Source organism: Cellulomonas sp. P4_B5_2, from assembly GCF_056402235.1.
In genome coordinates this window covers 1-8,115 of sequence record NZ_JBFUHU010000170.1, presented here as the reverse complement: position 1 = coordinate 8,115, position 8,115 = coordinate 1, and the positions used below count along the sequence as shown (strand labels likewise).

The window sequence follows — 8,115 nt, the reverse complement described above, 5'->3', positions numbered from 1 at the left end:
CGCTTTCACCTCGGCGTAGTCCTTGGCCCACCGCCGGCTGTCGAGGTCCGGCGGTCCGTCGGGGCGGAACTGGTCGGCCGAGCGCAGCGCGAACGGGCGCATCCCGGGGAGGAACGTCCCCAGCGGCGGGGTCGGAGCGGTCGGGATCCATGTTCCGACAGGCGCCGGGACCGGCGGCGTGTAGGGCACCGTGGCGCGGAAGCCGTCGTCGCGGCGCAGCTCGATCAAGGCCGCGGCGACACGCTCGCCGACTGCGACGCCAGCCGTCTCGGCGCTGCCGTCGGGGATCGACCCGAGCGCCGTCTGGTACGCCGGGTCCAGGATCGTCGGCTTCTGCGCGGGCAGGTAGTGGGCCAGGACCCGGTGCGCGGCGGTCGACACCGCCGCCTCGGCGGATGCGCCGCGAGGGGCGTCGGCGTCCACGGCGAAGTGGTCGCCGTGGCCGTGGACTGCCACCGCGGCGTCGTACTCCGCGATCGCGACGTAGGCGAACATCACGTGGCTCTCGACGGGGTTGAACCCCGCGGCGGCGAGGGCTTGGGTGGCCGTGAGGTCCCACGCGGCCACGAACAGATCGGGGGCGCCGTGGGTGCGGTCACCGGCGACGGCGACCCCGGACCCGGCCATCGTGCAGCCGACGGCGAGCGCCGCCACGACGGCGGGAGTACGCCATCGACGGCCACCGAGGTTGCGTGCGTGCAGGGAGCTGCTTGTGCGACTGGACATCGTTGTCTCCTTCGGCTGACTTTCGGATACCTCGGGCATCCCGAGACATCGGCAGGGCCATCAGGTCCGGTCGATACGAATAGACGCCTCACAACCTGCAAATACGGTCAGCCTCCTTCTCTAGTGCGTGACAAGAAGCCGAGCGTGGTCGGGTGAGCGCCGGCCGCGCTCATTCCCCGCATGCCGGGGCGTACGAACGAGATCCCATGAACTCCGCCCACTCCTGCTGGGTGAGTACTCGTCCGGCGACCTGGCACGCGCGCTCCTCCCACACCGCGGGCTCGGCGACGACGACCTGCCATCGCCCGTCGGACTGTTCGAGCGCGACGGTGCGCTCATCGAGCTCGGCGGGTGCGTGCTCCCGTAGGAGCAGGTCGCTGCCGAAGGCCGCCTCCCAGTCGCCGAAGTCCGACGTGATGATCGTGCCGTCGTCTCCGGCCGTGACCAGCTCGCCGGTCGGTCGGAACTCGACCGCGGTGACCTCGCCGTCATGCTCCCGGAGCGTCTCCGCGATCTCGCCGGTCTCGGTGCTCGCCACGACGACGCCGGCGCCGGCGGCGATGGCGAGCCGAGTGCCGTCCGGGCTGAAGTCGGCCACCGTGGGAAAGGACGACAGCGAGACGGTGATGGGTCCTGCGGAGGAGTCGACGATGCGCACCGCGCGCGAGCCGTCGCGGACGGCGATCCGGCGGCCGTCCGGACTGACGGCGAGGACCCCGGTGCCGGCGATCCGCTCCAGCTCCTCGCCCGATGCCGTGTCCAGTACGACGGTCGGCCCGAACCCGCTGGCGTACAGCCGCGAGCCGTCCGGCGAGAACTTCACCGCACCGTATTGCCAGGCCGGACCGGGCAAGGCCTGAACGGGCGTGGAGGTCGGATCGGAACCGATCACGCCGAGCTCCAGGAGCATCGGGCCGGTCGGGTCTCCCGCGCCGCCCCGCCAGAGGGCGATGGTCATGGATGACTCAGGCTGCTGTGTCGCCGCGAGCGCTGCGAACAGGGATCCGTCGGCCGAGTACTCGACGTCTGTCGCGGTCCCGCCCATCCCCTCGTAGGTTGCGACGCCGGAGCGGCCCTGCTCTGCGACATCGAGCGTCCCCGTCCGCCGAGCACAACCGGCGTCAGTACAGGCGTCGGATGCCTCGCTGAACGCGACGGAGCCTGAGACGGGGTCGACGGCCGATGTCACCACCGTCTTTCCGAACGGGGAGTACTCGCCCAGCTGCGATCGGTCGTCCAGATCGAACAGCCGCAGGTCGTGGTCGCTGTCGATCACCGATGCTCGCGTCCCGGCCTCCGCAAGCGACATGCTCACGGCGGCGACTCCGTCTTCCGGTATGCGGATGATGCTGGTCAGCCGGGGTGCGCGCGAGATGACGCGTGCGAGGTTGACTCGAGTGTCGGGAGCGTCCCAGATGTGGATGGCCTCCACGGCGAGCAGGAGCGCACGGTCGAAGTCCGGCTCCTCCAGCGCCATCCCAGCGACCCGCCGGGCCTCTGCGACCGTCTCGCGCTCGCCTGCGAGGTTCGCCTGGACGCCGGCAACGAGGCTCGCCGTCACCGCAAAGATCGCGAGCGCGGCCGCGCCGGCGGACACGAAGGAGAGTCGCCGCACCATGCGGCGCTCCTTGCGAAGCTGGTTCTGCGCGGCAGCGAGTCCTGCGGTCTCGTTCGCCGACGAGGCATCGAGGAACTCTCGTTCGACGCCCGTGAGCGCGGGACCGGCCGTGTCCCGCCAGTGCTGGGCGGTCGTCAGTCGGCTGCCGCGATAGAGCTCGCTGTCGGGTCGTCCCATCGCATCCCAGGCGGCGGCCGCGGAGCCGAGGTGTCGCATGATGCGCTGGCCCTCGACATCATCGGCGAGCCACTCCTTCAACCGTGGCCATTCCCGTGCGAGTGCTTCGTGCGACAGCTGCACGGACTCGTCATCGGTGGTGAGCAGGCGTGCGTCGGCCAGCCGGTCGACGATCTTCGCATGGGCGTCGTCGATGGCGATCCGGGTGCGCTCGACCCGGCGAGACATCACCGCGCCGTCTGCGGAGGACTCGACGAGCCGCAGGAGGATGTCGCGCAGCAGCCGCGCGCCGTCCTGCGACAGTGCTTCGAAGACGTCTTCCGCGGTCTTCGCGACGGCACCGTCGATCTCTCCAGATGCGCGGTAGCCCTCGACGGTCAGAACGCGGCCCTCACGTCGGGACCACACCTGGCGCAGGGCGTGGGAGAGGAGCGGAAGGTTTCGCCCGTCGGAGTCGCGGACCAGGATCTCGACGAGGCCCGGCTCCAAGATGAGTCCGGACTGCTCGGCGGGCTTCTCGATCACGGCCCGCAGCCCGTCGGGGTCGAGCGCCGTGAGCATGAGCATGTGCGACTGGATGATCTGGGCGAAGCCTTCGCGATCGGCCAGGTCTCCGAGACGGTCGGCGCGGATCGTCACGACGAGCGGACCGCGGAACAGGGTGCGCGACAGGGCGTCGAAGAACTCCCGGACCTCGGCCGGGTCGGCCACGGCGAACGCCTGCTCGCACTGGTCGACGATGAGCAGCGACTCCCCGGCGGGAAGGTCGACATTGCGAAGAGCATCGACCGGGTGCTCGCCGGGCGTCACGACGGCTACCGCGACGCCGCGCGCAAGGAACTGCGCACCGATCCCCGCCCTCACGAAGGAGGACTTACCGACGCCCGATGAGCCCGCGACGAGCAGCACGCCATTCTCCTCGAGCGCCCGCAGCGCCCCGGACAGCTCCTGCTCGCGACCGAAGTACCGCTCCGCGTCACCCGTGCCCGCGGGAGGTAGGCCGAAGTACGGACATTCCGGGTTCGCGGCCCGGAAGACCCGGTCGGACACGAGCGAGGGATCCTGCCGGAGGATCGCCTGCTCGAGCTCAGCGAGCTCCGTGCACGGATCCAGCCCGAGCTCGGCAGCGAGCAACCCCCGCGCCCGGCGGACGGTGGCGAGCGCATCCGCTTGCCGCCCCTGGCGATATTGGGCCACGCTCAGCACGACCCAGCGCCGCTCGCGCAACGGCGCCTCCGCGACGCGGGCGCGCGCCGAGGCGGCGACCTCGTGAACCTCACCCGCCTGGAGGCGCGCGTCCAGGAGCAGCTCCTCGACGCCGAGGCGTATCTCCTCGAGGCAACCTGACGCGATCCGCGCCGGCTCCCAGTCGATGAGCTCGACGAACGGTTCTCCCCGCCAGAGTGCGAGAGCCTCCGAGAACGTGTGCGCAGCACGCTCGGGCTCACCGAGCTCCAGCTGCTGCGAGCCCCGCGTGACAAGTCGCTCGAACTGCTCGGCGTCGACCTCGACGTGCTCTGCGACCAGTCGGTATCCGTGCGTGGTGGTCTCGATCTGAGCCGGTGCGATCAGCCGACGCAACCGCATGATGCACCCTGGAACGATGTGCGACCACGACGGCGGTGGGTCGTCGCCCCATAGCGCCGCAGCGAGCGATGGAGCCGACAACGGCGCACCCAGGCGGACCGTGAGTGCAGCCATCACCGCACGATCGCGTGGAGCCAGTGCAATCGCACCGTCGTCGAGCGTCAGCGCTCCCAGGACGTGCACCTGCATGACGCCACCGTGACCCCGACTCCCACAGCCGTCAAGACGGCTGATATCGGGCCGATACACACGCGATGGGCGCCATTATCCTGCTGATACACGCTGGTCCTTGACTGATCGAGCAGCCCCGGCGCTGCATGGATCGAAGGAGAGGACCTGGACATGTGGACATCGACCCGGCGCTCCCGCGCCGCTCACGCGACACGCTCGCGGCGAGCGGGTGTTGCCGTCGCTCTGCTGGCGTGCGTCGGCCTCGCCGCGTGCACCGCGACCGAACCGCCGTCCCCCGCATCGACGCCCGAGGCTGACACGATCCAACCGTTCCCGCAGAGCGGCGACATCGACGCCGGCACCTACCTCGTGACCGGCTACCCGGTGCCCTTCGAGATCACCGTCCCAGACGGCTGGGAGACCTTCGACGGCGCGAGCCTGGGCAAGGACGACCCGGATCTTCTCCCGAACACATGGGATGCCGCCCTGTTCTTCTACCCCGTCATCTACGTCCCGACGGACGCATGCGCCTGGAGGGGCGCGCTGGTCCAGATCGATCCGACGGCGCAAGCGTTCGTCGATGCGATGGCGGCGCAGGCGTCCACGGTGAGCACCCCTGCCGTCGAGGTCATGGTGGGCGACTACGCCGGCTTCGAGTTCGAGCACGCGGCCGAGAGCGACGTCGACGTCACCGACTGCGACTTCGCCAAGGTGTGCATCTACTCGGACTTCGCGCAGGACTGCAACGGAAGCTGGTTCGACACCGGAAACGCTGACGAGCGCCAGACCTACCGAGCGGTCGACCTGAATGGTGAGCGCGCCGTGATCGCGATGGGATCCGACGTCTCGGTCAATCCGGCGCTGGCGAGAGAGGCACGCGCCGTCTTCGACTCGATCGAGTTCGTCAGGCCCGACGACTGWCGGTCGGCCCGCTCCTCGCCGTCAGCGGTGAGAACGTGGCTCTTCGCATCGGGAAGACCTCGACCTCTCCTTGCCCTGCCGGTGCACCGGACGGTTGATGCGACTGGACCAGGACTGTCTTCGCTCGCTGCGGGACGCGTCGAGGAAACGGCGGACGGGTGCCACAGGCGCACCTTCGCGGCTACTGTCGTGCGAATGGGCGATGTGGGCCTCACGGTTGACGGCTACCAGATCGAACCGCTCGGGCCGCAGACCTGGGACGCGTTCGCGGATCTGGCGGAGCGGCACAACGGTGTCTGGGGCGGGTGCTGGTGCACCCACTTCCACCTCTACCCCGACCCCGTGGAGGAGCGCCGCGCGATCGGCAACCGCGAGTTCAAGCGACAGCTCGTCATGGCGGGCCGGACCCACGCGGCGCTGGTGTTCGACGGCGACGTCGCGGTCGCCTGGGCGCAGTACGGGCCGGTCGCCGAGCTGCCGAACATCCAACACCGCAAGGAGTGGGAGAAGGGTGTCGTGCGACGGCCGGACTTCCGGATCACCTGTTTGTTCGTGGACCGCCACTACCGTCGCAAGGGAGTGGCGTCGGTGGCTGTCCGAGGAGCGCTCGCGCTGATCGCCGACGCGGGGGGTGGCCTGGTCGAGTCGTACCCGCACGACCTCCCGCCGGGCAAGACGACCTCCTCGTCCTTCCTGTACAACGCGACGCGGACCATGTACGAGCAGCTCGGGTTCGACTACCAGCGGCCTAAGGGCCAGGGCAACTGCGTGATGACCACCGAGGTGCCCGCCCGCCAGCCGTAGCAGTGGGGTGCGGCGTGCGTTCGCGAACCTCTGGCCGAGCCGGACGCCAGCCGACGGGCGGGTGACGCCGCCCACCGGGTGCCGCGCGGTCCGTCCGGCAGTTGAGCACCCGCCGGATCTCGCTTCCTGAGCGTCCGGTGGCCACGGTGTCACGGGGGTGCCGTCACTAGACTCGGCGCATGCGTGGCCTGCAGCACGCCGTCACCATCGCAGCGCCGCCCGAGACGGTCTGGGCGGTGGTCGTCGACGTCGAGCGCTGGCCCGAGCGGATCCCGACGGTCGACGCGGTGGAGCGTCTGGACGACGGACCGCTGGCAGTCGGCTCCCGGACGCGGTTGCAGCAGCCACGGCTGTCCCCAGCGGTGTGGACGGTCACCGAGCTGGTGGACGGATCGTTGTACACCTGGGAGTCGAGCTCGCCCGGCGTCACCATCACGGCCTCGCACGTCGTCGAGCCGCACCCCGACGGGAGCCGGCTCACCCTCGCCCTGACGGTGTCCGGTCCGATGTCCGGGGTCGGCTGGCTGATGACGCGGTCGCTGACCGAGCGGTACGTCGAGACGGAGGCCGCCTCGATCAAGCTCGCCGCCGAGACCACGTAGAAGCAGACCAGGTCAGCGCCGCGCCAGCGTGACGACACGGGCACCGAACCAGTGCGCCTCGGCCAGGTCGTGGGTGATCAGGAGCGTCGTCCGCCCGGCACAGCGCTCACGGAGCCAGGTCATCACCTGGACCTTGCCCAGGGCGTCGAGACCCGTGAAGGGCTCGTCCAGTACGAGGAGGTCGGCATCGGCCATCACCGCCCTGACGATCGCCACCCGGCGCCGCTGCCCGCCGGACAGGTCGCGCACCGGCTTGGCGAGGCCCGTGTCGTCCAGGCCGGCGCGGCGCAGCTCGGCAGCGATCGCGTTGGACGGGACGGAGCGGGGCAGCACCAGGCGCACGTTGCCGACGGCCGAGAGCTGCTCGCAGAGCCGGTTCTCCTGGAAGACGGCGGCGCGGCGCAGGTCGTCCACTCCCAGGACCTCACCGTCGTCGGGGACGGACAGTCCGAGCAGGAAGCGGGAGAGGGTCGTCTTGCCGGACCCGTTGGGCCCCGTCAGCGCGGTGACTCGGCCCTCGTCCAGGTCGAGGTCGAGGTCGTCGAGCACCACCTCGGCGCCGAACCGGTGGCGGATGCCTCGGAGCGCGATCACGCCAGGCGCCTCTCGACGTACCGCAGGCCCGCCACCAGGAGCTTCKCGACGGCGAAGCTCACGGCGATGATCACCGCGGTCCACGCGAACAGGTCGGCGCTGCTGAGCAGGATCTTCGCCTCGTAGAGCCGCTCGCCGATGCTGCCCTCGGCGAGGCCGATGACCTCCGCGGCGACTCCGCTCTTCCAGGCCAGGCCGACCCCGACGCGGCAGGCGGCGGTGAAGAACGGCAGGACGGCGGGGACGTCGATGGCGGGCAGCCGCCGCAGCCTCGGCACCCGGAACACGTCGGCGACCTCCAGGAGCGCGCGGTCGCGGTGCCGGATGCCCTCCAGGACGTTGGTGTAGATGATCGGCAGGACCATGAGGAAGCTGATGACCAGGGCGAGCTGGTCGCTGCTCACCCAGATCAGCACGAGGATGATGAAGCTCACCACCGGAGCGCTGCGGACGGCGGCGAGAGCCGGGGTGACGAGGGCGTCGACGACCCGGGACGACGCCGCGAAGGTCGCGCCGAGCGTGCCGAGGACCGAAGCTGCCGCGAAGCCCCCGGCGATCCGGGCGAACGAGGTCCAGACGGTGCTCCAGAAGTCCGCGGTCAGGCTCAGCTCGCCGAGCCGGACGACGACGCTGCCGGGCGACGCCAACAGCACTTCGTGCCCGACGACCAGGGCCGCCACCTGCCAGACGACGACCCAGAAGGCGACGACCGCCAGGGGGCGCACAGCCCCCCGGGCGAGCGTTGCCGTGCTCTCAGCGGCGGAGGTAGAAGTCATCCCCTGGCACGCTCCCACCGACTGAGGCCGGGTCGGCGTCGAACAGCACCTGGAGGTAGCCGCCCAGGAGGCTCTTGAGCTCGGCGCCGTCGATGAAGGTGATGTGGGACGAGGGGATGGCGGCCTCGGCGATCGGCGC

6 protein-coding genes are annotated in these 8,115 nt (G+C 70.4%); 2 read left to right on the top strand and 4 right to left on the bottom strand.

Features of this window, described 5'->3' with window-relative positions:
- Both AC1DUQ_RS13115 and AC1DUQ_RS13110 read right to left on the bottom strand, forming a co-directional pair.
- Window positions 1-726, bottom strand: a 726-nt coding sequence (locus AC1DUQ_RS13115; RefSeq protein WP_477073923.1) for a hypothetical protein, incomplete at its 3' end; no start/stop codon positions are given.
- Between the two features lie 169 nt (window positions 727-895).
- On the bottom strand, window positions 896-4,108 hold the full coding sequence (locus AC1DUQ_RS13110; RefSeq protein WP_477062099.1) for an nSTAND1 domain-containing NTPase: 3,213 nt from the start codon (window positions 4,106-4,108) through the stop codon (window positions 896-898).
- A gap of 342 nt (window positions 4,109-4,450) precedes the next feature.
- Between AC1DUQ_RS13110 and AC1DUQ_RS13105 the strand changes: the two genes are divergently transcribed.
- Both AC1DUQ_RS13105 and AC1DUQ_RS13100 read left to right on the top strand, forming a co-directional pair.
- Window positions 4,451-6,004, top strand: a complete 1,554-nt coding sequence (locus AC1DUQ_RS13105; RefSeq protein ID WP_477073922.1) for a hypothetical protein — start codon at window positions 4,451-4,453, stop codon at window positions 6,002-6,004.
- Between the two features lie 179 nt (window positions 6,005-6,183).
- Window positions 6,184-6,606, top strand: a complete 423-nt coding sequence (locus AC1DUQ_RS13100; protein WP_477062096.1) for an SRPBCC family protein — start codon at window positions 6,184-6,186, stop codon at window positions 6,604-6,606.
- Window positions 6,607-6,618: 12 nt separating this feature from the next.
- Here the strand turns inward: AC1DUQ_RS13100 and AC1DUQ_RS13095 are convergent, their stop codons facing one another.
- Window positions 6,619-7,200: an ATP-binding cassette domain-containing protein gene (locus AC1DUQ_RS13095; protein ID WP_477062095.1), complete on the bottom strand. Its 582-nt coding sequence runs from the start codon at window positions 7,198-7,200 to the stop codon at window positions 6,619-6,621.
- Window positions 7,197-7,976 (bottom strand): ABC transporter permease, encoded by a 780-nt coding sequence (locus AC1DUQ_RS13090; protein ID WP_477073921.1) that lies wholly within the window; start codon window positions 7,974-7,976, stop codon window positions 7,197-7,199. The genes AC1DUQ_RS13095 and AC1DUQ_RS13090 overlap by 4 nt, the downstream gene beginning before the upstream one ends.
- Window positions 7,977-8,115: the final 139 nt, after the last annotated feature.

Bases quoted from the DNA above. Each gene is read 5' to 3' on its own strand.
- AC1DUQ_RS13110 (WP_477062099.1), bottom strand. From the start codon at position 4,108: ATGCGGTTGCGTCGGCTGATCGCACCGGCTCAGATCGAGACCACCACG.
- AC1DUQ_RS13100 (WP_477062096.1), top strand. From the start codon at position 6,184: ATGCGTGGCCTGCAGCACGCCGTCACCATCGCAGCGCCGCCCGAGACG.